At 53.3% G+C, this 24626-nt stretch carries 17 protein-coding genes; 4 read left to right on the forward strand and 13 right to left on the reverse strand.

Annotated features, from left to right (window positions below; translation table 11 throughout):
* Positions 1-109 precede the first annotated feature (109 nt).
* Positions 110-3016 carry an RNA polymerase-associated protein RapA gene (rapA, locus tag ACFOE0_RS00945; protein ID WP_248936543.1) on the reverse strand — a complete coding sequence of 969 codons (2907 nt, stop codon included), beginning with the start codon at positions 3014-3016 and terminating at the stop codon, positions 110-112.
* A 647-nt stretch (positions 3017-3663) separates the two neighbouring features.
* Here rapA and ACFOE0_RS00950 point away from each other — a divergent pair.
* Positions 3664-5058 (forward strand): PhoH family protein, encoded by a 1395-nt coding sequence (locus ACFOE0_RS00950; RefSeq protein WP_115137568.1) that lies wholly within the window; start codon positions 3664-3666, stop codon positions 5056-5058.
* 82 nt (positions 5059-5140) lie between these two features.
* Here ACFOE0_RS00950 and dmpG read toward each other — a convergent pair whose 3' ends face one another.
* Genes dmpG through ACFOE0_RS00965 form a run of 3 tightly spaced genes read right to left on the reverse strand, consistent with a single transcriptional unit; the run spans position 5141 to position 7925 of the window.
* Positions 5141-6160: a 4-hydroxy-2-oxovalerate aldolase gene (gene dmpG / locus ACFOE0_RS00955; RefSeq protein ID WP_248936544.1), complete on the reverse strand. Its 1020-nt coding sequence runs from the start codon at positions 6158-6160 to the stop codon at positions 5141-5143.
* A 14-nt stretch (positions 6161-6174) separates the two neighbouring features.
* Complete coding sequence (locus ACFOE0_RS00960; RefSeq protein ID WP_248936712.1) at positions 6175-7095, reverse strand: acetaldehyde dehydrogenase (acetylating); 921 nt, start codon at positions 7093-7095, stop codon at positions 6175-6177.
* A 44-nt stretch (positions 7096-7139) separates the two neighbouring features.
* Positions 7140-7925 (reverse strand): fumarylacetoacetate hydrolase family protein, encoded by a 786-nt coding sequence (locus ACFOE0_RS00965; RefSeq protein WP_248936545.1) that lies wholly within the window; start codon positions 7923-7925, stop codon positions 7140-7142.
* A 167-nt stretch (positions 7926-8092) separates the two neighbouring features.
* Between ACFOE0_RS00965 and ACFOE0_RS00970 the strand changes: the two genes are divergently transcribed.
* Positions 8093-9010, forward strand: coding sequence for a LysR family transcriptional regulator (locus tag ACFOE0_RS00970; protein WP_248936546.1), 918 nt, complete (start codon positions 8093-8095; stop codon positions 9008-9010).
* A 9-nt stretch (positions 9011-9019) separates the two neighbouring features.
* Here the strand turns inward: ACFOE0_RS00970 and ACFOE0_RS00975 are convergent, their stop codons facing one another.
* From ACFOE0_RS00975 to ACFOE0_RS01015, 9 genes are all read right to left on the reverse strand, one after another.
* Positions 9020-9976, reverse strand: a complete 957-nt coding sequence (locus ACFOE0_RS00975) for an alpha/beta hydrolase (RefSeq protein WP_248936547.1) — start codon at positions 9974-9976, stop codon at positions 9020-9022.
* On the reverse strand, positions 9977-10837 hold the full coding sequence (kynA, locus tag ACFOE0_RS00980; RefSeq protein ID WP_248936548.1) for a tryptophan 2,3-dioxygenase: 861 nt from the start codon (positions 10835-10837) through the stop codon (positions 9977-9979).
* Positions 10838-10839: 2 nt separating this feature from the next.
* Positions 10840-12210: an FAD-dependent oxidoreductase gene (locus tag ACFOE0_RS00985; protein ID WP_248936549.1), complete on the reverse strand. Its 1371-nt coding sequence runs from the start codon at positions 12208-12210 to the stop codon at positions 10840-10842.
* Positions 12203-13528: a kynureninase gene (gene kynU / locus ACFOE0_RS00990; protein ID WP_248936550.1), complete on the reverse strand. Its 1326-nt coding sequence runs from the start codon at positions 13526-13528 to the stop codon at positions 12203-12205. Before kynU ends, ACFOE0_RS00985 begins: the two co-directional genes overlap by 8 nt.
* Positions 13529-13547: 19 nt before the next feature.
* Entirely contained in the window at positions 13548-14318 is a 771-nt protein-coding gene (locus tag ACFOE0_RS00995) for a 2-keto-4-pentenoate hydratase (RefSeq protein ID WP_248936551.1), read from the reverse strand.
* Between the two features lie 75 nt (positions 14319-14393).
* On the reverse strand, positions 14394-15419 hold the full coding sequence (locus ACFOE0_RS01000) for an amidohydrolase family protein (RefSeq protein WP_248936552.1): 1026 nt from the start codon (positions 15417-15419) through the stop codon (positions 14394-14396).
* The gene (locus ACFOE0_RS01005; protein WP_248936553.1) at positions 15419-15976 is read right to left on the reverse strand and encodes a 3-hydroxyanthranilate 3,4-dioxygenase; all 558 of its coding nucleotides are present in this window, start codon (positions 15974-15976) and stop codon (positions 15419-15421) included. Before ACFOE0_RS01005 ends, ACFOE0_RS01000 begins: the two co-directional genes overlap by 1 nt.
* Before the next feature lie 59 nt (positions 15977-16035).
* On the reverse strand, positions 16036-16470 hold the full coding sequence (locus ACFOE0_RS01010; RefSeq protein WP_248936554.1) for a RidA family protein: 435 nt from the start codon (positions 16468-16470) through the stop codon (positions 16036-16038).
* A 59-nt stretch (positions 16471-16529) separates the two neighbouring features.
* Positions 16530-17993, reverse strand: coding sequence for a 2-hydroxymuconic semialdehyde dehydrogenase (locus tag ACFOE0_RS01015; protein ID WP_248936555.1), 1464 nt, complete (start codon positions 17991-17993; stop codon positions 16530-16532).
* Positions 17994-18278: 285 nt separating this feature from the next.
* Here ACFOE0_RS01015 and ACFOE0_RS01020 point away from each other — a divergent pair, with 285 nt between their 5' ends.
* Positions 18279-22019 (forward strand): response regulator, encoded by a 3741-nt coding sequence (locus ACFOE0_RS01020; RefSeq protein WP_248936556.1) that lies wholly within the window; start codon positions 18279-18281, stop codon positions 22017-22019.
* Between the two features lie 157 nt (positions 22020-22176).
* Complete coding sequence (locus tag ACFOE0_RS01025; protein ID WP_248936557.1) at positions 22177-24567, forward strand: zinc-dependent metalloprotease; 2391 nt, start codon at positions 22177-22179, stop codon at positions 24565-24567.
* Positions 24568-24626 lie beyond the last annotated feature (59 nt).

The raw sequence follows: 24626 nt of genomic DNA on the forward strand, positions 1-24626 counted from the left end.
AACAGGCGTTGGCGGGAGTCATTCCCTTCGATTGAGTATATCAAGAATAGTGGCACAAATATGAAAAAGCCCCGCACAGGGCAGGGCTCTCTTAATGCTCAGCAGAAGATCAGGCGTGGCTGACCAGTACCAGACGAATAGCGTCCAGCTGCAGAGCACAATCATCCAGATAGCGTTTCAGCTCAACCATTTGATCACGCAGATAGTCCAGCTCTTCTTCACGGATGTTCGGGTTAACGGCTTTCAGCGCTTCCAGACGTTCCAGCTCAGCGGTCAGCTGAGTGGTCATGGTGTCACGGGCACCGTCCAGCAGAGTATCCAGCTCAACCTTTGCCACTTCATCAGCTTTGGCCAGCAGTGGGTGCATCAGCGTCTGAGAGGCGTTGACCAGCTTACTGCCGATATGACGGTTAACCGCACTCAGCTGGCGGTCAAAGTTGTCATAGTTAACGTTGGCAGACAGGTTGTTACCTGTCTTGTCCAGCAGTACCCGGATAGGCGTCGGTGGCAGGTATCTGTGTACCTGACTGGCTTTCGGCGCAGAGGCTTCAGCCAGATAGACCAGCTCAAGGAACAGGGTACCGGCTGGCAGTGCCTTGTTCTTCAGCACGGCCACACTGGTGCTGCCGGTTTCTGAACCTGTGATCAGATCCAGTGCCGTCTGTACCAGAGGGTGCTCCTGGGTGATCAGCGCAATATCGTCACGGGACAGAGCCGTATCACGGTCGAAGGTCACTGTGATGCCATCCTCCGGCAGACCCGGATAGGTTGGGAACATCATATGCTCGCTTGGACGCAGGATAATGGTGTTCTCGCCACTGTCTTCCTGATCAACACCGATAATGTCCCACAGACGGATAACTGCACCAATCAGGCCTGTGTCATTGTCGCGACTGGACAGACGCTCAACCAGCTCCTGTGCACGGTGACCACCGTGAGAGTTGATCTCCAGCAGCTTGTCGCGGCCCTGCTCCATTGCCTGCTTCAGCTCTTTGTAACGGGTCTGGGTATGGTTCAGCAGATTGGTCATGGCATCTGCATCATCTTCAATCAGAACCTTAACCAGCTCCTCTTCGAATTCGCTGAACAGCACATGGCCACTTGGACAGGTCAGTTCAAAGGCATTCAACCCCTGGTGATACCAGGTCAGCAGACGCTCCTGAGCCGTGCCTGTCAGGTATGGCAGGTGGATCTGCACATCGTTCTTCTGACCGATACGGTCCAGACGACCGATACGCTGCTCCAGCAGGTCCGGGTTCAGTGGCAGGTCAAACAGCACCAAATGGCTGGCAAACTGGAAGTTACGACCTTCAGAGCCAATTTCAGAGCAGATCAGCGCCTGGGCGCCGCCCTCTTCCTGAGCGAAGTAGGCACCGGCCTTGTCGCGCTCAATAATGGACATGCCTTCGTGGAATACTGTGGCCTGAATACCTTCACGGGTGCGCAGGGCCTCTTCCAGCGCCAGAGCAGTCTCTGCCTGGCTGGCGATAATCAGCACCTTCTTGGAACGATTATTCTTGAGGAAATCGATCAGCCAATCCACGCGAGGATCGAACTTCCACCATCCGGCATTGTTCTCATCGAACTCCTGGTACATCTTCTCAGGTGCCAGCGCCATGGAGATCTTTTGCTGCAGGCTGCGATAGCCGCCCATCATGGAGTTAACCCGGGCTGCAGTGACATACTCCTGTGGCATGGCGTGCGGATGAGGGTGGAAAATACGCTGTGGAAAGCCTTTTACCGAAGCGCGGCTGTTACGGTACAGTACGCGGCCGGTACCATGACGGTCCAGCAGCTCCTGCAGCAGTTCGCGGCGGGCAGCCTCTTTCATCTCCACGTCCACTTCATCGGCCTGGATCATACGGATTGCCGGGGCGATATCTTTCTCTCCCAGCAGCTCAGTCAGGCTGTTAATGGCGGTGTCAGACAGCTTCTCATCACCGGCCAGCGCTTCTGCGGCTTCGGCAACTTCTTTATAGCTGTCTTCCTCTTTGATAAAGGCTTCGTAATCGTAGAAACGATCCGGGTCCAGCAGGCGCAAGCGGGCAAAGTGACTTTGATGACCCAGCTGATCCGGGGTCGCCGTCAGCAGCAGTACGCCCGGAACCACTTCTGCCAGTGATTCGACAGTTTGGTAGGCGCGGCTTGGTTCATCTTCAGACCATTCCAGATGGTGGGCTTCATCCACAACCATCAGATCCCAGTCAGCGTCCAACGCCTGCTCAAGGCGGCGTTTTTTGCGCAACAGTTCCAGTGAACAGATCACCAGCTGCTCAGTGTAGAAAGGATTGTCATGCTCGGCGAAAGCCTCAACACAGCGGTCTTCGTCGAACACGGCGAAGCGCAGGTTAAAGCGGCGCAGCATCTCAACCAGCCACTGATGACGCAGGGTATCAGGTACGATAATCAGCACGCGCTCGGCGCGACCTGTCATCAATTGCTGGTGGATAATCAAACCGGCTTCAATGGTCTTACCCAGACCGACTTCATCAGCCAGCAAAACCCGCGGAGCGAAGCGGCGACCCACTTCATGGGCAATCCACAGCTGGTGAGGAATAAGGCCGACACGCGGGCCCTGTAGTCCCAGTACGTCTGAGCTGGCCAATTGGTGACGCAGCAGCTGGCTCTTGTAACGCATGGTAAAGCGGTCCAGACGATCAATCTGGCCGGCAAACAGACGGTCCTGAGGCTTATTGAAGCGAATATTGTGATTCAGCAGAGTTTCACGCAGCTCGATGGTTTCACCGTTGTCACTGCGGGTGCCAAAGTAGAAAACAAGGCCGTCCTTTTCCTCAACGGAGTCGATCTTCAGTGTCCAGCCTTCATGGCTTTCCACGTCGTCACCCGGGTTGTAAATCACACGGGTAAGGGGGGCATCGGTGCGGGCGAACATGCGGTTCTCACCCGTGGCCGGAAACAGGACTGTGACCATGCGGCCTTCAACCTGTACCACGGTCCCCAATCCCAGTTCTGATTCTGTATCGCTGATCCAGCGTTGACCTAAGGCGAACGGCATAACTAACTCTTTTCTCCGGCACATTTCACAAAGGGCGCGTATGGTATACCCAAGCCACTTGGGGATACAAGTCGGCGACCACGGCTAAATCCACTCCAAAACCGGGCTGGCAGCAAAGAACTGCGGTCAAATCGGGCTTTGAGGAATTTGTGGGCTTCATAAAAAAGATGCACTGGCCATGCATTCGACTGATTTTGCCTTCGTCGGGTCAGGGAAACTGAGTTGCCTGCAGCAGGAAATTGCCGACAGGCCACTGCAGATTGCTGACAGATCAAGGACATGGAAATTGGCGGTTGAAACCGCAAAGTGCTGACTGGGAAATACATACCAGATAGCCTCCGCTGGGGAGATATTACGGGCGGAGATCCAGACTAAATCCCCTTGGCAGAGATTACAAATGAAGCTTTGCAAATTACAGCTGAAAGGGGTTTTGTCTGCCTCAGTCTGGCAGTCATCTTGCTGTCATATAGGTGACACTAAACTGAGATGTACCGAGTGAAAAGTCAGTTGAGCTTTGGCCGTATTGATGCCACTATTAACATAAATTAAACATTTGTCCTGGCGACAAAAATGTGGAGAAGGAGGCACAGCAGCTGCGGTAAGAACTCGGTTAATCAACACTGGCAACATGCTGGAATGGAGGCGCCATGGAGCAAGACGGCAGAAAGTTGTTTGTACTGGATACCAACGTACTTTTACATGAACCTTTAGCCATTTACTCTTTTGAAGAACATGATGTCGTCGTACCGATGACAGTTCTGGAGGAACTCGACCAGATAAAAGACAGAAAGCGCGATGTCAGCCGCGACGCCAGAGTCGCCATTCGTGCACTTGAAGACGCCATAGGCGGACTGACCACACCTGAACAAATCGTCAACGGCGTCCCCCTGCCAAGCCGTGAAGGACAAACTGCGGCATCCGGCAAATTAGCTATTTTCCCCGACCACCAAATCGATTTCACCATAGGCACTCTGCCAGGTGATAATAACGACAACCGTATTATCAACACTGCACTCCACCTGCAAAAGCAGTACAGCCCACGTTCCGTGGTACTGGTCACCAAAGATATCAATATGCGCCTCAAGGCCAAAGGTGCCGGTATGGAACGGGTCGAGGACTATCGTACCGATCAGCTGATCGACGATATTCGCTTCCTCACCACGGGCTTCTATCAATATAAGGGCAACTTCTGGGAGCACCTGAATCGCGTATCTACTGCGCGTCAGGGTCGCAATACAGTGCATGAGGTACCGTTGAAGGAGATGGATGAAACGCCACTCTATGTCAACCAGTACCTGATAGACGATGAGTCTGATTTCTGTGGTCGTGTGGTCGACCGGGATGATGAACAGGTACATATTCTGGATCTGGGCCGCAACCGGCTGTTGAATCAGGAGGCCTGGGGCGTTAAGCCCAAGAACATCTATCAGGGTATGGCGATGCAAGCGTTACTGGATCCGGATATCGATCTGGTGGTGCTCACCGGCCCGGCCGGGTGTGGTAAAACCCTGCTGACACTGGCTGCGGCATTGGAGATGGTGGTGGAGCGTAACCAGTACGAAAAGGTCATTGTGACCCGCAGTACCCCGGAGATTGCCGAGTCCATCGGCTTCCTGCCCGGTACTGAAGAGGAGAAGATGATGCCCTGGCTGGCCGCTGTGACAGATACCCTTGAGGTATTGCACAAGCATGATGTGAATCCGTCCGGCAGCATGAATTACATCATGGAAAAGGCCAATATCCAGTTTAAGTCCATCAACTTTATGCGCGGACGTTCCATCCAGAACTCCATTGTACTGCTGGATGAATGTCAGAACCTCACCGCCTCGCAAATCAAGACCATGATTACCCGCATGGGCGAAGGCACTAAACTGATCTGCTGCGGTAACCTGTCGCAGATTGACTCCAACTATCTGACTGCCGTGACATCGGGGTTGACCTACATAGTTGAAAGGTTCAAAAACTTCGAAGGCAGTGCCAACATCTACCTCAACGGCGTAGTACGTTCACGCCTGGCAGAATACGCAGAAGAACATCTGTGATATTCAGGTAGCCTTGACAGTAAAAACCGGACTTTCTTAAGTCCGGTTTTTTTGTGTGCGGAGATTGCCGCAGTGGCAATAACTACTTCCCCTTGGCCAGGTTGATGGCGACATCTTCAATCATATCTTCCTGGCCGCCTACGGTTTTCATTTGTCCCAGAGTCAGCAGTATCTGTTCTGAGGGGACGCCGTACTTTTCGGCGGCACGTTTGGCGTGGAGCAGGAATGACGAGTAAACACCGGCATAGCCCAGTACCAGAGAATCCCGGTCAACCCGTATGGGCTGATCCATTAAGGGAACGACTATCTCCTCTGCCGCTGCCATCAGCTTAAATACGTCTACCCCAGTGGTTGCTCCCATACGGGTGGCGACAGCGTTGAATACTTCAAGGGGGGTATTGCCTGCTCCGGCTCCCAGTCCAGCGGCTGAGCCGTCGATACGGCTGGCTCCCGCCTCGACGGCTGTCAGTGAGTTGGCGACACCCATCGCCAGGTTATGGTGTCCATGAAAGCCGATTTCGGTTTCCGGCTTTAATCCATCCCGCAAGGCTGAAATGCGCGCATACACGTCATCCTGCAGCATATAGCCTGCAGAATCTGTGCAGTAGATACAGTTGGCCCCGTAACTCTCCATCAACTTTGCCTGCTGCAGAAGCTCACCGGGCTCAAGCATATGGGCCATCATCAGAAAACCGACAGTATCCAGCCCCAGATTGCGGGACAAAGCGATATGCTGCTCGGTCACATCGGCTTCAGTACATTGGGCCGCAACCCGAATGGTACTGACGCCCAGGTCATGGGCCATACGCAGATGATCCACAGTCCCAATTCCGGGCAGTAGCAGGGCAGATATCCTGGCTTGCTTCATCAGAGGGGTAACGGCCGACAGATACTCTTCGTCGCTGTGAGCCGCAAAGCCATAGTTGAGTGAGTTGCCGCCAAGGCCATCACCATGGGTGACCTCAATCAAGGGCACTCCGGCATCATCCAGTGCCGTGGCCAGGCTAATCATCTCTGTCAGGCTGATTTGATGACGTTTGGCGTGCATGCCATCGCGCAAACACATGTCGTGGAGGGTGATATGTTTGTTATTGATATTCACTTTGATCCCCTCATCTATTCGATATGAGTCTGTGGCTGGCCGCTCAGTTGTCTCGCCAACATTTCACCTGTGCCAAGTGCAGCCGAAGTCATGATGTCAAGATTGCCTGCATACTCAGGTAAGTAGTCTCCAAGCCCTGCCACTTCCAGGAAGACTGACACCCGATTGCCATCGAATACCGGCCCATTTTTAAGGCGATAACCGGGAACATACTGCTGAACCTGTTTCATCATGGCTAACACTGAGTCTGTAATTGCCTGCTGGTTTGGTGTGGTTTCGGTAAGGCAATGCACTGTGTCCCGCATCATCAAAGGTGGCGTGGCCGGGTTCATGACGATAATGGCCTTGCCCTGTTTTGCGCCACCAAGCTGCTCAATGGCGCTGGCAGTTGTCCGGGTAAATTCATCAATGTTTTTGCGGGTTCCGGGGCCTGCCGATTTGGAGGCGATAGTGGCGACAATTTCGCCATATTCAACGCCCTGAACCTGGCTTATTGCGGCAATAATGGGAATGGTGGCCTGACCGCCGCAGGTCACCATATTGAAGTTATTGATTGGCGATGTTTGATTGTCGGAGGCCATCAGGCGTTCCAGATTGACCGACGGAATGCAGTAAGGGCCGATTGCTGCCGGTGTTAAATCGATTACCTTCACCCCTTTGCTCTGCAGCTTGTCGTTGTGCTCCCTATGGGCGTAGGCAGAGGTAGCGTCAAAGGCGATCTGAATCTTGTCGGCTTCCACATGTCTGAGCAGTTCATCAATACCTGCGTCACTGGTTTTCAGCCCCAGCGACCTGGCCCGTTTCAAGCCATCTGAGTCGGGGTCGATCCCTACCATCCACTCCGGGTTTAACATCGGGCTTCTAAGCGCCTTAATCATCAGGTCTGTTCCGATATTTCCGGAGCCAATGATGGCGATATTGACTTTGTTATTCACCATTTGCTGATTTCTCATTATTGCTGAAGTGCAGGTGTGTCCGGCTAAATAAAGCGGTAGCTGGCGCCGCCAATCCCCTCGATTTCAACTGTCATATCATCGCCGGGCTGGCAGGGGATCATGGCGGCAAGCGAGCCGGATAAGATAATGTCTCCGGCATTCAGGCTGATGCCATAATTGCCCAATGTATTGGCCAACCAGGCGACGCACTTGAGCGGTGAGCCCAATGCCGCGGAGCCCTGACCTCTGGCAACAACCTCGCCGTGGTTTTTAATCACCATCTGGCAGTTTTCAAAATCCACATCCTGAGGAGAGACACGCTCGCGCCCCATCACAAAGATGCCGCAGGAGGCATTGTCGGAGACCGTATCTTCGATTTTGATTTTCCAGTCCTTTACCCGTGAGTCCACGATTTCAAAGCATGCTGCTACGCTGTCTGTTGCATCGAGTACATCCTGTTCTGTGACATTGGGGCCCTGTAAGCTTCGCTTTAAAATAAAGGCGATTTCACCCTCTGACTTGGCCTGAATAAGCGGGCGGGCGAAGGGGATGTCACTGCCGGATTCAAACATCATGGCATCAGTTAAAAAGCCGAAGTCAGGTTGATGTACCCCCAGCATCTGCTGGACCACCTCGCTGGTCAGGCCGATCTTTTTACCTATGACACGTTCGCCATCATTGAGTCTGTGTTGCAGGAAATGCAGAGAGATTTTATAGGCGTCGTCCAGGGTCAACTCTGGCTCTCGCTCCGTTAACGGGGGCAGCATTTTCCGGGCGCGCATTGCCTGATATAGCTCCAGTCCCAATTGCTCCAGCTTTGCAGACTTCATTCGGTTTATTCCTGTGGTAGAGGCACTTACTCCAACTTGATAATCCCAAGCTACTTGATTATGTTTTATAAAAATAATTGAATTAAGTTTTAGGAATAATTCATTTTCTGAATGTGTTTGATAGCAGTCCTGATATTCAGACTTAATATGAATTGAGCGGGTAATTTATGGATATCTCTAAGATTCAGCTTAATATCAATCACCTGAAAATGATTTGTACGATTGCTAAGTCGGAGACAGTGAAAGAAGCGGCAGAGTCGCTGTTTATTACCCAGCCCGCGTTGAGCAATCGAATTCGCGAAGCCGAGCGCCGTCTCGATACAGTGCTGTTTGTCCGCCGGGGCAGGAAGCTAATCATCTCCAATGCCGGTAAGCGTTTACTGCACTCAGCCCAGAAAATTCTCGATGAGCTGGGGCGGGCCGAATATGACATCGCCCGTTTATCCGATGGTATCGAGCAGGTTCTGAGGCTGGGTCTGCCTCAATATGCTTCCTTTAAATGGCTTCCGGCCGTTACCCGTTACTTTGCTTCCGACTTACCCCATATCGAATTGGAGATTACCGCCGCATCGCAGCCGTTAAATGCCCTGTTCAATGGTGACGTGGATATTGCGATGATCTCAAGCGCACAGAAAAGTCTGTCACTGGATGACAATCTCTATGAGTCGAGTTTCCTGCTGCAGGATGAGCTAATGGCCTGTTTGTCACAGGACCATGAAAAGGCGAACAGGCAGTATCTGTTGGCTGAAGATTTCAGTGATGAAACCTATATCACCAACTCCATCATTCCTGAGAAAGACAGGGAGTATGAGCTTTTCTTCCAGCCGGAAAATATTCTGCCGAGGAAGGTGCTTCAAGTGGGGTTTAATGAGGCGATTATTGAATTGGTGAAGGTCAATTACGGCATCACCATAATGTCAAAACACCTGATGTCTCCCTATCTGGAGTCCGGCGCGATAATGGCTGTGCCACTGGGAGAAAAAGGGCTGAATATCTACTGGCATCTGGTGTATCTGAAGCAGAGTAAAATTGCCAGACCTGCCAAGCAGCTCAGTGCTATCCTGCAGCAGTACGCCAGGGGATAGTGGGCAGATCTACTCGGCGTTCATTTGACGCTGCACTTGTTTAAATAACCAGGAATTGACCTGACCCAAATCCAAAATTACGTCGAAGTGATTGCGTTGGGATATCTCACCCAGGGTCAGTTCAAAACCTTCCTGCTCCAGTTGTGTCTTCATCATCAGGCTCTGGCGCTTGAACTCATTGGTTTCGTTATCACCGTAGGCAATAATTACCGGGCACTGGTGTGGAGTGGCATGGTTCAAAGGACTGTTGGCTTCGACCTCCTGGGCCGTTAATTGCAGCGGGTCATTAATTGTTGTGTGCAGCAAAGGCTCAATATCATAGATCCCGCTTACTGCGCAGACTCCCCTGATATCAGGGCTCTTCAGCTGGCATTCTGGTTGGCACAGGGGCATTTCGTTTACCCCGGCGTCATCAAGTTGGGACAGGTACTCCAGCCAGTTGGTTTGCAGCATCATCAGGCAAAGATGTGCCCCGGCGCTGCTGCCTGACAGGTAGATCTCATCCGCATCAAACCCCAGCTTTTCTGCATTGGTGGCAAGCCACACCAGTGCCTTACGATTTTGCTGCACGATTTCAGTGAGACTGGCTTTGGGGGCGAGACTGTAATTGATCACCGCAAAATAGTGTCCGGCCTGTTGAAAGGCTGGGGCTGCGAAGGAAGATTCATCCTTGCTCAGCTCTTGCCAGTAACCGCCATGTATGTAGACCTGGAGTTTTTTGCCGGTCTGAGTCCCGCTTTGGCTGTCGTCATTATTGGCTGTAGCACCTGGCAGGTAGAGGTCGAGAACCTCATCTTCACTGGCGCCATACTGTATCGCCCTGATGACAGTGTTATTGGCGATAGCCTGCTGGGTTACTGCCTGGCTTTGGTCACAGTATTGCTGAATATAAACATTGATATCCTCAATGCAGCTACTGGGGGAGTACTCCCGTTCGAACCAGGCTTTATCACGATGCTCTATCATTCAAAGGTGTGTCCTTAGTTCAAACAGCTCTGGAAAGAAGCTGATATCCAGTGCTTTTTTCAGAAAGCCAACACCAGATGAACCACCGGTTCCCATCTTGTTGCCGATAATTCTCTGTACCGCATACATATGCTTAAAGCGCCACTGCTGGAAGGCATCTTCGATATCAATAAGCTTCTCAGCCAGTTCATACAGCTCAAAATGGGCGTCTGCGTTGCGATAAACACTGAGCCAGGCGTTCAGCACGGAAGTGTTGGCCTCATAGGCTTGCGTCACGTCCCGGTTAAGCACAGAGTCATCGATAGTCAGTCCCTGCTGGTGCAGTATCTTAATGGTCTCGTCATACAGGCTTGGCCGTTCCAGTATTGCTTTCAGCTCACTGTGCACTCTGGGGTTACTCTCATGAACCTTAAGCAAAGAGGTGTTTTTATTCCCCAGTAAAAACTCAAGCTTTCGATAGCCGTATGACTGGAAACCTGATGAGCGTCCCAGTGCATCGCGAAACTTCAGATAATCCACCGGGGTCAGGGTTGAGAGGATGTTCCAGGATTGGGTCAGCTGATTCAGAATATGCCTTACCCGGGATATCACCTTAAAAGCGTGGCTGAAATCCCCCTCCTGAATATTGGTTATCATGGTTTCCAGTTCATTCCCCGCCAGCTTCAGCCAGAGCTCACTGGTTTGGTGAATGATGATAAACAGCATTTCGTCATGGACTTCCGACAGGGGGTGCTGCGCCGACAGGATCTGGTCAAGGCAGAGGTAATCGCCGTAGGACATATCATCCTTGAAGTCAGTGTGTATGCTATCTTCCATCTCCCGGCTGTTGGGGCGAACCGGTTTATTCAGTGGGCATGTCATAGTTATTTCTCCAGTTTCGCCAATGCCAGTTTATGCATTAGTTGGTAAACATGGGGTGATTGCCACTCTTGATGAATATTTTCCAATTGCATGATCTCATCCATGATCTCAGTTTGAATGTCGCCAATGGCCAGTGCTGAGGCGTATGGCAAATGGGGCGAGAAGGTCACCATCGAGTACAGTGGTACCCATAGTTCTGGATACATCTTACTGAATTGCTGCTCAATTTTTTTACGCAGCAGGAAATTACTGTCACCGGAAAGGTCACTCATTTCAACAAAGTTGCGTTTTGCCAACTCAATAATGGCATCGCCATTGGGCTTTCTTTCTCTCTGGTAAGCCGCAAGAATCGACTCCCAATTCCCCTCGTGTTGCGCAACCAGTTCACTGAGTACCCGGCAATCCTCAAACCCACAGTTCATCCCCTGACCGTAAAACGGCACCATGGCATGGGCGGCATCACCTATCAGTCCAACCTTGTTATTGAATACCCAGGGGTAGATATGAACCAGGCAGAGAGGCGAAGCGGCCTTGGACATAAAGGCGTCTACAGGGTTGGAAAGCAGGGGTAGAGCATCGGTAAAGTTCTGCTCGAAAAAGGCTGTGACTTTTTCCTCGCTGTCCAAAGACTCAAATGAGGTGTCACCCTCCTGATCCAAAAACAGGGTACAGGTAAAGGAACCATCGGTATTGGGCAGGGCGATCAGCATAAAGGCTTTTCGGGGCCAGATATGGAGGGCATTTTTCTCCATCTTATGGCTGCCATCTGCGTTGGGCTCTATGGTCAGCTCAATATAGCTTTGCGGCATATACTCAAGACTGTGGCTGATCCGCTGGCGGGGCAGCTCCTGAGCCAATCTACGTACCTTGGAGAAGGTGCCATCGGCCCCAAACAGCAGGTCTGAGTTATGTGTCACAAGCCCGCTATCTTTAGTTGAGAATCTGGCTTCCAGTGAGTCGAAATCCAGCTCGGCAAGACGATGTTCGAAATGGATATTAATTAAGGGCTCCTGCTCTGCCAGGGAGATCAGTTGCTCATTGATGCCCGCTCTGGATACCGACCAAATAGCCTGCTCGTCCTGACCATAGGGCAGTCTGGTCAGCTGTCCCTGGGTATCGTGCATAACCCTGCAATACATGGGGATCGCATGTTCGCGTATGGTGTCACCCACTCCCACGGCCTCCAGTGCCAGCCAGCCCCGGTCCGACAGCGCCAGGTTGATTGACTTGCCCTGGTAAATATTGGCTTTACGGGAGTCGGCTCTGGATTCAAACAGGTCCACTCTGTAGCCCTGTCTCGCCAGCATCACTGCCAGCAGTGCTCCGACAGGTCCGGCACCTGCTATGGTGATATTTTCCATCTGCTTATCCATTTGTTCTCCAGCCGTTTGTCTGCCAGCCTTTTGTTTGCCAGTCCTGGGCCAATGACTTCAGTGTCTGCCCCAGCTGATAAACATCTTCAAAACAGTTATAGAGGGGGGTCGGCGCCAGTCTGATCACGTCAGGCTCTCTAAAGTCGGCAATCACACCGGCTTGTGTCAGTGCCTGGAAGAACTCTTTATTGGTGCCTGCCAGTCTGATTGAAAGTTGGCAGCCCCGGCGGGCAGGATCTGTCGGTGTGATGATTTCCAGATTGATATCGGGAAACTGGCCGATGACATCGTTGAATACAAATTCCAGATAGGCGGTCAGCTTCAGGCTCTTGGCTCTGAGCACATTGATGTCCGCCTGCTGGAAGATATCCAAAGAGGCTTTCAGTATTGCCATGCCCATCACGGGCGCATTACTGAGCTGCCAGCCTTCGGCGCCGGACATGGGCTCAAAGTGATTCTCCATCAAAAAGCGCCGGCTCTTGTTGTGTCCCCACCAGCCACCAAAGCGGTTGATTTCCGTATTGTCGCCGTGGCGGTCGTGAACGAATATACCGCCCACATTGCCTGCACTGGCATTGAGGTATTTGTAGGTACACCAGGCTGCAAAATCCACATCCCAGTCGTGCAGCTGCATGGGCACATTGCCAATGGCGTGGGCAAGGTCGAAACCAGCCAAAGCGCCGACTTTGTGGGCGGCTTCGGTGAGCCTGCGCATATCAAACAGCTGACCGGTAAAGTAATTCACGCCGCCGAAGAACAGCAGGGCCAGCTCATCGGCATTGTCATTCACTGCCGCAATAATGTCCTCTTCACGGATCAGGTATTCGCCCTCGCGGGGGGCAATTTCAATGATGGCTTCGTCAGGATCAAAGCCATGATGGCGAACCTGGGTCTCCAGCAGATAACGGTCAGACGGAAACATCTTGGCTTCACTGATGATTTTGAAGCGCTTGGCGGTTGGCTGATAAAAGGAAACGAACAGCAGATGCAGGTTGGTGGTTAACGAGTTCATGCAGACCACTTCAGACTCGTTGGCACCCACCAGTTGAGCTGAGGCCGGAGTCAGTATTTCGTGGTAGCTCACCCAGGGATTGGTGGCATGGAAGTGGCCTTCCACGCCCCATTTGGCCCAATCATCCAGTTCCTGCTGAATATACTCTTTGGCTTTGACAGGCTGCAGCCCCAGCGAGTTGCCGGTGAAATAGAGCACAGACTTACCGTCAATAATCGGGTGATGGAATTGCTGCCGATAGTGAGCCAGTGCGTCCTGCTGATCCATCTCCCGGGCAAAATCGAGTGTGTTGGCGAATCTTGTCATTATTGTTTCCCTGCCTTGATTAAAGCGGTTGAGCCATGGTGCTGAAGTGGCAGCTTGCCAGTCCCTCGACTTCCACCGAGATTGTTTGCCCCGGTGCCAGTGCCACCGCTGCAGTGGCGGCGCCTGCCAATACAATTTGGCCCGGTTGCAGCGACTCACCATATTCAGCAACGCAGCGGGCGGCTTCGATAAGCGAATTCAGTGGATGATCCAAAATATCCATGCTGCTGCCCCGCTGCGCCTCGACGCCATCTACTTTCAGCACCATGGGCAGGTTATCCAGCTGAGTGTCAGCGTCATGCCATGGCCCCACGACATAGCCTGTGCTGGAGCAGTTATCGGCGATAACATCGCTGAGGGAGAACTTGAAATTCTGGTAGCGGGAGTCGATCACTTCGATGGCGCAGGCAACAGCATCAATGGCTGCCAGCGCCGTTTCTTTGCTGACCTTGCCCGACAGGGGATGCTTGAGACGAAATGCAATTTCAGGTTCGGCTCTGGGGTGAACATAGTCGCTCAGACTTATCTGGCCACCGTCGGCAATCATCATGGTATCTGTCAGTCGACCCCAAATCAGATCATCAACCCCCATCTGCTCCATTTTGGCCCGGCTGGTGAAACCCAGTTTGTAGCCCACTAATTTCTCCCCCCTGAGCAGTCGCAGCCCGATACTGAGCTTCTGCACTTCATAGGCCTCATGCAGAGATAGCTGGGTCGAAGCAGAGAGCTGGGTGATGCTTTGGGCGTTAGCCGCTGCCTGGTCGAGTTTGTCGGCGAGTTGTTTAAGCATATTCATTCTCACAATGTGTTTTCTTTGTTGGAGGAGTGGCATCTGCCGTGGCCGTTATGGCTTTCCACCAAAGGGTTACAGGGTAAAAAACTGTTCGGCGTTATCCGCCAGCAGCTTTTGTTGTGTTTCGGCACACAGGTCATCGGCGCTTTTGATGAGCTGCCCCATTTGTTGTTCTCCCAGAGGGAAGGGGTAATCAGTGCCAAACATCAGTCTGTCCGGCCCCATTTTGCTGACCAGCAGGTTCAGAGCGTCGTGATCAAAGACGGCGGTGTCGAGGAAAAACCGGTTCAGATAGTGGCTGGGAGGATGCTGTGATTTGCCTCTGGCGATATCTCTGTGGTGCCAGGCATTTTCCAGTCGGCCCAACAAAAAAGCGAAGGCGCCGCCGCCATGGGCGAAACAGATTTTGAGTTTGCTGCTGACCCGGTCGAATCCGCCGCCCAGTATCATGGAGACGATAGAGAGTTGAGTTTCTGCGGGCATGCCCACAGTCCAGCCCATCATGTAATCTTTGGTGCGGTTTGCCGCCATCATGTCCCAGGGGTGGACGAACACGGGGATCTGCTCATTGGCGCAATGCTGCAGAAAGGTGAGTATCCCTTCGTCATCCATATTTTTATCGCCAACATGGTTGCCTATCTGCACGCCCACATGGCCGCAGCTTTTGGCCCGGCTGGCTTCCATGCAGGAAGCGTCTATATCCTGCAGTGGGACTTGAGCCATGCTGAACAGGCGGTTGTCACCCCGGGCGCAGATATCGAGGGCCGCATCATTGAAGATCTGAGCACAATAGAGGGCCTGTTCAACGGGGCGTTCATAGGCGAACAAAATCGGCGTGGCTGAGATAATCTGCTTGTCGACGCCATCGCGATCCATCTCTTCAAGGCGTACTTCCGGGTTCCAGCAGGCTTCGTACACAGGGCGAAATGCCTTGTCGCCCTTCATCAGCATGGCTTTTCCAGGCTGTTGGGGCTGGTGCACCAGGGTGGAAGGGTTTTGGTTATGATCCAGCCAGGGCCAGTCATCACCACCAAATTTCTGCTGCAGGTTTTCCCATTTCTCGGGAATGAAGTGGGAGTGGATGTCAACAATTCTCATCACTTATCCGCTCCGTCCAGGGTGACCCACCCCTTGGGGGGCTCTTTGCCCGGATGCACTTCTCCACACCGGGGGCAAGTGCGCGCCTGCTCATCCTGATAGAAGGCCTGATAGATAGGTGGCAGGTCTTTGACTATGGATTTCAGGGTGACTTCAACCCTGTGCACCAGGGCTTCACAGTTAAAGCAGTACCACTCAAAAGCGTCCTTCATGCCTTCCGGACGCTTGGGTTCAATCACCAGTCCAATACTGCCCTCCATGGGGCGTTGGGGAGAGTGGCGAACATGGGCGGGTAAAAAGAAGATGTCGCCCTCCCGGATAAACAGATCCCGGCACTTACCATCCTCGATAACCTTGAGCACCATATCGCCCTTCAACTGATAGAAGAACTCTTCTACAGGGTCGTCATGGAAGTCGGTGCGTTGATTGGGACCGCCCACCACAGTGACCATCATGTCGGTGTTTTCCCATATCTGCACATTGCCCACCGGGGGTTTAAGCAGATGTTTGTGCTCTTCTATCCAGTTTTGAAAATTAAACGCGGCTAACTTGCTCATCTGTCTACTCACTCAGTTGATTCTTTGCGGCCCCTCATAGGAAGCCTGGCTTGTGACTCTTAACTTTCCTGGGGTTTGTACGCGACCGCCTTACACTCAATCAGCAGATGAGGGTGGGGCAGTTGGTGCACGGCCACCGTGGTGCGGGTCGGGCCATCAAAATCAAAGAATTCGGCGTAAACCCGGTTATAGCCGCCAAAGTCATTCATGTTGACGAGGAAGGTGCTGATCTCCACCAGATCCGATAAGTCGGCCCCCACGGACTGCAGCATGTCGCGGATATTGTTGAGCACAGCTCTGGTCTGCACCTCGATATCCAGATTGGTGGTGCCCATTTCATCCACCTCAACCCCGGCAAAGGAGTTATCCGGCAGGCGGCTGCTGGTTCCTGAGATATAGATAAAGTCTCCGGCGCGCTTGAGGTGAGGGAACTTGCCTCTCGGGGTTGCCTTGCCTTCAACTAACTTTGCTGCCGTTTTATCGTTATGTTCCATGGCACTTTTGCTCACTGATTTGGTTGGTAACTGGGGGAGTGCGTGGCTGTATCAACAGCTCAGGGGTCGATCTTGATGCAGATATTGATAGGTTCGCTGTAGAAGGCGAGGGAGTGCTGTCCGCCTTCACGGCCTATGCCAGATAGTTTGACGCCGCCGAAAGGTGCCCGCAGATCACGCAAAAACCAGGTGTTAACCCAGACCAGGCCCACATCCAGTTGCGGGGAAACCCGGTGAGCGCGGGACAGGTTCTCGGTCCACACGGCTGCCGCCAGTCCGTATTGGGTGTTGTTGACTCTGGCAATCACCTCGTCTTCATCTTCGAAGGGGGAGATATGACAAACCGGGCCGAAGATCTCCTCCTGATTGACCCGGGCAGTATCGCTCAGTCCGGTGAGAATCGTGGGCTCAATAAAGGCGCCATTGTCACGCTCATCATTGAATCTGGGGACCCCGCCGCCGGTCACAAAGGTAGCACCTTCATCTTCGGCCAGACGGTAATAAGAGAGCACCTTCTGTTGATGAGTGCTGGATACCAAAGGACCCATAAACACGCCATCGTCATAGGGGTAACCTATCTTGAGCTGGCAGGCCTCTTGTTTCAGCCCCTCAACAAACAGGTCAAAAATGGCACGGTGAACATAGACTTTCTCAGTACAGAGGCACACCTGACCGCAATTGGTAAAACTGGAACGGGCTACACCCTTGATTGCCTTGGTCAGGTCAGCATCGGCAAACACTATGGCTGAGTTCTTGCCGCCCAGCTCAAAGGAGATGGGCTTCACCTGATCGGCCACTGACTTCATAATCCGTTTGCCCGTGGCGGATGCCCCGGTAAAGGTAATGGCATCGACCCCTTCGGCAGAGGTCAGGGCATCTCCCACTGCACTTCCCCGACCCAATATCAGATTGAATGCGCCGGGTGGGATACCCACTTCATCCATCACCTGGGCGAGCAGAAAAGCAGTGGATGAGGTCTCTTCGGAAGGCTTTAAAATCACACTGTTACCACAGGCCATAGCCGGTGCGATTTTCCAGGTTGCCAGTAGTAATGGCAGGTTCCAGGGGGAGATAACCCCCACTACACCCAGCGGCTTGTTGACGCTGTAGTTGAGCGCCTTGCTGCCATCGGGCGTTTCAGTGATAAAGGTTTCACCTGAGTTGAATTGAGCCAGATCGGCAAAAAATCGGAAGTTGGCTGTGCCGCGGGGAATATCTATGGTTTGAACCTGATGCAGCGACTTACCTGTGTCGGCAATCTCCGCATCAATAAACTCCTGCTCCCGCTCGGCCATCCTGTCGGCCACTTTGTGGAGCAGGGCACAACGCTGCTTGACCGGCATCTTGCCCCAGGTGTCCTGCGCCTGTCTGGCACTGGCCACTGCGGTATTAATCATCTCCAGCGAGGCTTCATCGATATGAGCGATAACCTGACCGTTAACCGGATTAACGTTGTCGAAAGAGACCCCGCTGGTAACAAATTTGCCGCCGATATAGCTGGTTAATACCGGAAGTTCAGACATTACGCCGCCCTTAAATAGCTCTTGGTTCTACCATTTAAGTTATCGGCTCTTAATCAATAACGATAATTTTATAAATCTTGGTTTTAGATTCATAAAATGAATGTTTTGTTTGCTGTCTGTGGTGTTCCATTTTTGACAGGCGGGAACATGGCCAAATCAGATTGGGCTGCCTTAATTCAGAGCGCATCCGGGAGCAGTGGGCTTCTGTAACGCCAAAGGGATACTCAAGCCAGCGTCAGCTTGTTATCATCGACGCATGTCCTTGATCCCTATGCCAGGTTATTGATGAAATCCCGTGAGCAGGATTTTCAGTTGAAGTCCCCCATCCTCAAAAATTACAACCGCGCTGTGTTCTACACCTACATAGGTGTGATTGTGTTGGCTCTGTTGACCGCCTGGATCGATTTCGACCGCAGCCGTGATCAGAATGCGGTTCAGCGAAAAGAGGAAGTATCCCGCCACGTCATGCAGATTGACCTGCTGTTGGAGGCAGGTATCCGCGCCGTAAAAAGCTTGCGCAATGTGGCGGTGGACCACCTGCGACTGGGCGAGATGGTGCGCCAAAACAGTCTGCCCAAGTACGAAAAGTTCAATGAAAGTGGTCAGTATTTCACTCTGGAACCCAGCTTTGCTCAGAGTGGCAAGCCCTTCACCAATATGGGGCGGATAACAGGTACAGGCTCACTCGATGGCCGCAGTCAGAAGTTCTATCAGGAACTTGAGATGCTGTTTGAGCTGTCTCTCTCCTTCCCGGTGGCGATGGAGGCCGTGCCCAAGGCGTCGGCTATCTACTACATCTCCAAGCGCCGGATGATGTCCTATTACCCCTGGCCCAAGGATGAACAAAGATTCCGTGAAGAGCTGCTGAACAAGAAGCAGTTCCAGCTGGCGACCCCGGCGATGAACCCCCAGCGCAGCGTGTTCTGGAGCGAAGCCTATGTGGACAGTGCCAAGGGGCTGGTTACCACACTGGGTGTGCCGGTTTATCTGCAGGATGAGTTTATCGGCTCTATCAACCTGGATATGACCCTGGCGTCGCTGACCAAGCAGATCCGCATGTACTTCAAAATGCCGGGTACCGTGATTTTGCTGGATCAGAACAACAATATTCTGTCCCACAGCGACCATGACGACTCCTCGGTCAGCCGGGTTTACCACCTGAGCCAGCGACTGCCAGCTGCCTTGCACTCCCTCAGCGAGCATGAGCTGTTCGAGGCCAGTCAGGGGATTGTACGCAATGGCTACTATATCCATTCGGTGGCACTGCAAAACGCGCCATGGCGCCTGCTCTATATCCAGAGTGAAGATGAGCTGAACAAGAGCTCGTGGGAGAAGCTGGAGAAGAACTTCCTGCTGGTGGTAATTGCCCTGTCGGTGCTGGTGACCATAGTTCACTGGCAGACCCGTCGCTCATTCGTTACCCCGGCATCCAAGTTGCTGGCGCACCTTGAGGGTTGCTCCATTGCGCCCCGTAAGCCGCCGCAAACCATTACCCCGGGATGGGAGCCCTGGTTCCATTTGATCAGTCGGATCTTCGAGGAGAACCAGCAGTACACCATGCACCTGTCGGAGCAAAATAAGCGCCTCGACAAGCTGGTGGCTCGCCGTACCGAGCGTTTGAAAGAGACCACAGAGCGCCGGGAGCGGGAGTATGCCCTGTTGCGCTCCCTGCTGGACTCCATCCCGGAAGCGATCGTGTTTAAAGATAAAGATGGTCGCTACCTGGGTTGTAACAAGTCCGCCGAGCGTATGCTGGGGTATACCGAGAGCGAGATTATTGGTCTGTCTGCCTACGAGCTGGCTGCGCCGGGTCAGGCGGAACGCATCCGGGCTGAGGATGAGCAGGTATTGCGTGAGCGACTGCCACTCAAGTATCAGGAGAAGGTGGAACTGGCCGGTAAGCCTGTGCTGCTGGATGCTATGAAGATGCCGTTCTATAACCGTCGCGGTGAGCTGCTGGGGCTTATCTCGGTATGGCGTGATGTTACCCGTGAGTATGAGTCTGCCGAGCAGCTGAGACTGTCTGAGCAGCGTTACCACCTGGCGATGGACGCGGTGGAAGATGGTCTGTGGGACTGGTATCTGGATTCAGAGCAGATTATCTGTAACCCATCCTACTACTCCATGTTGGGTTATCGCCCCAATGAGTTCCCGGCATTGCTGTCTACCATAGATGGGCTGATGCACCCGGACGACCGTCAGCGGGTCGAGGAGTATCGGGACCAGTACCTTTCCAATCCGGTTGATGGCTATGAGATTGAGTACCGCCTCAAGGGCAAGAATGGCCAGTATCACTGGATCCTGTCCCGGGGCCGGGTGGTGGAGTTCACTGCCGACAATAAACCAAGACGTATGGTGGGTACCCACAAGGATATTACCCGTCAGAAACTCAACGAAGGCGCACTGCTGGAAGCCAAGCAGGATGCCGAACTGGCCAACCTCTACAAGAGTGAGTTCCTGGCCAACATGAGTCATGAAATCCGCACGCCAATGAATGCCATTATCGGCATGCTGCAGCTGGCGGGACGCACCAGTCTGACTGCCCAGCAGAAGGATTATCTGGATAAAGCCAGCTTCTCGGCTCAGTCGCTGCTGCGCATCATTAACGACATTCTGGACTTCTCCAAAATTGAAGCCGGTAAGCTGGAGCTGGAGAAAGTCGAGTTCCCGCTGGACAAGGTGTTGGATCATGCGCTGGATCTGAACGTTATCCGTGCTCAGGAGCAGGGCGTTGAGTTGCTGTTGTACGCACCTGTCACCGCTGGCTTGATGCTCAAAGGTGACCCGCTGCGACTGGGACAGGTACTGATTAACCTGCTGTCCAATGCGGTGAAGTTTACTCAACAGGGTGAAGTAGAGCTGGGCTGTGAAGATCTCGGTGAGCGGGATAACCGCATCACCCTCAAGTTCTGGGTGCGGGACACCGGTATAGGGATCAGCAAGGAGCAGCAGGAGAAGTTGTTCGACGCCTTCTCTCAGGCTGACGGCTCCACTACCCGCAAATATGGTGGTACAGGTCTTGGTCTGTCTATCAGCAGACACCTGGTGACCATGATGGGTGGCCAGATGCAGGTCACCAGTGAGCCGGGTAAAGGTTCAACCTTCAGCTTTACCATCAGCATGGCGCTGGCGGAGGAATCCAAGCCTGCAGAGTTTATCGTGCCTGAGCCTATCTCCCGCCTGCGGACTCTGGTGGTGGACGATAACCCAAGTGCCCTGCAGATATACTCGACTCTGCTGCGTGACTTCCACTTCGATGTGAGCACAGCCGCCAGTGGTAAAGAGGCACTGTACAAGCTGCAGCAGGCACCGGTGGATCTGGTACTGCTGGACTGGATGATGCCGGAAATGGATGGCCTGCAGGTGATCGAAGAGATAGATGGGTTGATTGCCAAAGGCAAGCTGGAGAAGCGCCCGGTTATTATCATGATGACCGCCTACAGTGCCGAACCACTGCAGGAGCAAATTGACAGCAACAAGGTGTTCGCCCTGCTGCAGAAGCCATTCAAGTCATCCACTTTGTATGACGAGATCATGGCGGCCTTTGAGAAAGAAACAGATGACGAGGTGATCGAACTGACCCCTGAATCTGTAGCTATCGAAGAGCCTGAAGACGCGGTGGCAGAAGCGTCTGAGCATAAGGGGCTGGTGTTGCTGGTAGAGGACAACTTTATCAACCAGCAGGTGGCATCAGAGCTGCTTAAGAGCGGCGGCTACGAAGTGGTGCTGGCGGGTAATGGTCAGGAGTCGCTGGATATGGTGGACAGCCAGCCTTTCGATGCTGTGCTGATGGATATTCAGATGCCTGTGATGGATGGTTTGACCGCAGCACAGGAGCTGCGTAAACGATTCACCACTGAGCAGTTACCGATTATCGCCATGACAGCCCACGCCATGTCAGGAGACAGAGACAAGAGTCTGGCGGCGGGGATGAATGCCCATATCACCAAGCCGATCGAGCTGATGGAACTGTTTGACACCCTGGAGCAATGGGTGAGCTACAAGCGTAAACATCAGTCGGCCTGAGTCGCATAGATTTTTGTATACAAAATCATGTATTGTGGCTGGACACTAAGTGTCCAGCCTTTTTTTTGCCCTGAAGGAATAAATTGGCTGGTAAGCAGGGTCTAATACCAAACTCAATTGATAGTCCCTGACACAACCAACAAGAAGGGAGCAAGGAATGAAACTCCACCTGATGGCACTGGCGGTTGGCCTGGGCCTGTCTTCAATATCGGCTGTGGCGATGGCCGACAACGCAAAAATTCTCAAGCAGAGCAGAGCCGTTGATGGCTTTCTCGATCTTAACTATCACAACGAATCCGGTGAAGTGTATCTGGAGGTCACAGAGGATCTGCTGAACAAGCCCATGATCCTGATGACCAGCCTGCCACACGGTGTAGGCTCCAACGATATCGGCCTGGATCGGGGCCAGCTGGGCCGTACCCGACTGGTACAGTTCGAGCAACAGGGACCTTTCCTGATCCTTAAGCAGCTCAATACCGACTACCGCGCCAATACAGACAATGCCGCCGAGCAAAGAGCGGTGAAAGAGGCGTTTGCCGAGTCAGTGCTGTGGCGGGGCAAGGTGCTTCCCGGCAAGACCAAACTCGTTCCCCTCAATCAATTGGTGATTAACGACCTGCACGGAGTGACAGATACTCTGGCCCGCACCAAACAGGGGAGTTACCGACTCCAGCCAGACCTGTCACTGGTATTGCCTGAAGGGGTAAAGTCCTTTGACAACAACGCCGACGTTGATGTGCTGCTGAGCTTCAGTGCCGACAAGGCAGGTCCACAGGTGGCGCAGGTGACGCCGGACGGCAAAACCATCTCTATCCGTATGCGCTACTCATTTGTGGCGCTGCCGAAGCCGGGTTATGAGCCCAGAGCCTACCACCCCAACTCAGGCTATCTATCCGACAGCTATCTGGATTACGCCACCGTTGTGGACCAGCCGGTGCGTCAGCACCACCTGTTGCGCCACCGCCTGCAGAAGGTGAATCCGGGCCCGGCTCCCAGCGAAGTGGTAGAGCCCATTGTCTATTATCTGGACCCGGGTGTACCTGAGCCGGTTCGCAGCGCACTGCTGGAAGGCGGTCGCTGGTGGGAAGATGCCTTTAACGAAACGGGCTTTATTAACGGCTTTAAAGTTGAGTTGCTGCCGGAAGATGCCGACCCTCAGGACGTTCGCTACAACGTGATTCAGTGGGTTCACAGGGCAACCCGTGGCTGGTCCTATGGCGCTGCGGTAACCGATCCCCGTACCGGCGAAATCATTAAAGGCCATGTCACTCTGGGCAGTCTGCGGGTTCGTCAGGATCACCTGATTGCCCGCGGTCTGACTGCAGGCTGGGAAGACAGAGATGCGGCAGCACAGGCTGCCATGTCGCTGTCGCTTGATCGTATTCGTCAGTTGTCGGCCCACGAGATTGGCCACACTCTGGGGCTGGACCACAACTTTGCCGCCTCCACCAATAACGATGCGTCCGTAATGGACTATCCCCATCCCAAAGCGACCCTCAAAGGTGAGCAGATAGATATCAGCGAGCCTTATGGCACGGGTGTCGGGGCCTGGGACAAGTTCACCATCGCCTATGGTTATGGTGAGTTCGAAAAGCCGGAAGATATGGCTGCGCTGGTGGAAGAGGTACAGAATCAGGGCCTCAGATATATCGGCGAAAGCGACTCCCGTGCGGCGTCGGCAGCCCATGCCTATGCCAGCCTGTGGGACAACGGCAGTGACCCTGTGGCAGAACTGAGCCGGCTGGCCGAAGTGCGTCGGGTGGCAATTGATAACTTCTCCGACAAGGCGTTGCTGGATGCTGATCCCAGTGGTGAGCTGGCGGATCTGTTTGTGCCCATCTACCTGCTGACCCGTTTCCAGATAACCGCGGCGGCCAAGTTACTGGGCGGCGTCGACTACAGCTTCCAGCAAACATCACCTGGCAGCTGGCATTATGTGGCGCCGGAAGCGCAGCAAGCGGCACTGGACGCCCTGCTGACTCAGCTTAAACCTGCCGCTCTGACCATTCCGGCTCAGGTGCAGGAGCAACTGGTGCCCAAGTCAGGCAACTACTGGCGCACCCGCGAAAGCTTCCCATCCGGTTTGGGAGCGGTCGTGGACTCCCAGGCGATGGCTGAAGTGCTGTCCCGTCATATTGTTTCCACCCTGCTTCAGAGCGAGCGTCTGAACCGCGTCAGTCAGGCAGCTTTGCTGGACAGGGAACAGATGACAGTCAAACAGTTGCTGGACAAGCTGGTGGGACAAACTCTGTATGAGGAGCCGGGCAACGGTGTACAGCAGGCGGTATGGAAACGGACCAATGCCGTGATTGTCGATGCCATGCTGACGGCCCTGTATCAGGATGCCACAGCCCCGGAAGTGAAGGCGGATCTTAAAGCCAAACTGAAGGATATGCTGCGCCAGTTGCAGCGTAAGGCCAAACGCTCCAGCGATACCCTGGCGGCTCATTATCAGTATCTGGCTGATGGTATCAGCGAAGGCCTGGATGACAGCAGTAAGCGGCTGATCACCAAGCCACTGCCTATGCCACCGGGCTCGCCGATTTAACCGCGCCTGCTTAAGCGAGAATCGCCACCAGGCGTTCCGCTTTACAAAAAGACGAAAGA

Origin of the sequence: Shewanella submarina (assembly GCF_042646185.1) — a bacterium.
Taxonomy (GTDB): Bacteria; Pseudomonadota; Gammaproteobacteria; order Enterobacterales; family Shewanellaceae; genus Shewanella; species Shewanella corallii.